Source organism: Plasticicumulans sp. (assembly GCF_035331805.1).
Classification (GTDB): Bacteria; Pseudomonadota; Gammaproteobacteria; order Competibacterales; family Competibacteraceae; genus Plasticicumulans.
In genome coordinates this window covers 3,389-5,153 of the sequence record NZ_DAOLKE010000170.1, presented here as the reverse complement: position 1 = coordinate 5,153, position 1,765 = coordinate 3,389, and the positions used below count along the sequence as shown (strand labels likewise).

Below are 1,765 nucleotides of genomic sequence, written 5' to 3'. Positions count from 1 at the left end.
TCAGCGTCGCCGGAAGCGCCAGACGGCGAGCGCGAACGGCGCGAGCACCCACGCGCCCTGCACGGCCAGCAGCAGCGGCACGGGGAAGCCGGCACCGATCGACACCGGGCCGGCCGTGGCGTTCGCGTCGAAGCCGGCGAGATTGGCGAGCCGGAACACGTCGGCCGGGTTCAGCAGCAGCAGCCAGGGCAGCCAGTCGCGCCCGATCGCGCCGCCGGTCGCGACCAGAAAGCCGAGCAGGCCGAGATCGAACACCAGCACGAACGCGAACCAGACGACCAGCGCGAGCCCGGCGGCGCGGGATTTCTCGCTGGCACCGGCGCTGATCACATAGGCGATGCCGACGAAAGCCCAGCCGAGCAGCGTCGCGCTGACGATGAACAGCCCGAGTGCCGCCACCAGCGGCCCGGTCGCGACCTTGTCCGAGCCGATGCCGATGACTAGGCCGGCGAGCCCGAAACCGAGCGTCGTCGATACGGCGAGGATCGCGCCGTGACCGAGGAACTTGCCGGCGAGCAGCTGCAGCCGCGACAGCGGATAGGTCAGCAGCAGCAGCAGCGTGCCCTGTTCGTCCTCGCCGACAATGCTGTCGTAGGCGAGCAGCAGCGCGATCAGCGGGATCAGGAATACCGCGAGGCTCGCCAGACTCGCGATCGTGGTCGCCAGCCCCGTGAAGCCGACCTGCCCCGAGGCCGCAGCCCCGAAGGTCGCCAGCCCCACGGCGAGCAGCGCGCAGACGATCGCGATCGCCGCCACCCAGCGGTTGCGCAGGCCGTCGCGGAACTCCTTGGCGGCGACGGTCAGCACCGGCGCGAGCACCGATGCGGGATTCATGCGGATTCTCCTTCGCCGGCGACGGCGCTGCCGAAGTGGGCGTACAGGGTTTCGAGCGACGGCGGCTCGATGTCGAGATCGTGCACGGCCGGATCGGTCAGCAGGCCGCGCAGCGCGTCGAGCTTGGCATGCGCGGCCAGCGCGATCTCGAAGCGGCCATCGGCGAGCATGCGCGTGCGGCTGCCGGCCGGCAGTGCGGCGAGCGCGTGCGGTCCGGGGTTGCCGCGCACGTGGATCAGCAGCGGCAGCCCGGCCTGCTCGCGCAGCGCATCGAGGCTGCCGGCGGCGAGCACGCGGCCCTGACCGAGGATCAGCGCGCGGTCGATGTGGCGCTCGACGCCGGGCAGCACGTGCGAGCAGAGAATGATGGTCGTGCCGGTGCGGCGCAGTTCGTCGACGCGCGCGTAGAACTCGCGCGTCGCCAGCGGATCGAGGCCGACGGTCGGCTCGTCGAGCAGCAGCAGCCGCGGGCTGCCGAGCAGCGCCTGCGCGAGTCCGAGGCGCTGGCGCATGCCTTTGGAGTACGTCTTCACGCGCCGCCCGGCCGCGGCGGCCAGCCCGACGCGTTCGAGCAGCTCCGTCGCCTGGGTGCGCGGGGCGCGCTTCATGCGCGCGAAGAAGTCCAGTACCTCGCGACCGCTCAGGTTGTCGTAGAAGCTGACGTTCTCGGGCAGATAGCCGAGCGCGAGCCGCAGCCGCGGCGCGGCCGGACCGTGCGGGTCCTCGCCGAACACGCGCACCTGCCCGGCCTGCGGAGCCAGCAGGCCGAGGATCAGCTTCATCGTCGTGGTCTTGCCGGCGCCGTTGTGACCGAGCAGGCCGAGCACCTCGCCGGCTTCGAGCCTGAGCGTCAGGCCATCGAGCGCGCAGTGGCGGCCGTAGCGGACGCTGGCCCGGTCGATGTCGATGACGGATTCATGCCGGCTTGCAG

The 1,765-nt window shown here is 71.8% G+C and carries 2 protein-coding genes; both read right to left on the bottom strand.

Annotated features, from left to right (window positions below; translation table 11 throughout):
* Window positions 1-834 (bottom strand): ABC transporter permease subunit, encoded by an 834-nt coding sequence (locus tag PKE44_RS12155; RefSeq protein ID WP_324551519.1) that lies wholly within the window; start codon window positions 832-834, stop codon window positions 1-3.
* The gene (locus PKE44_RS12150) at window positions 831-1,742 is read right to left on the bottom strand and encodes an ABC transporter ATP-binding protein (protein ID WP_324551532.1); all 912 of its coding nucleotides are present in this window, start codon (window positions 1,740-1,742) and stop codon (window positions 831-833) included. Before PKE44_RS12150 ends, PKE44_RS12155 begins: the two co-directional genes overlap by 4 nt.
* Window positions 1,743-1,765: the final 23 nt, after the last annotated feature.

Excerpts from the sequence above, each read along its gene's own strand:
- PKE44_RS12155 (WP_324551519.1), bottom strand. The coding sequence starts at position 834 with ATGAATCCCGCATCGGTGCTCGCGCCGGTGCTGACCGTCGCCGCCAAG.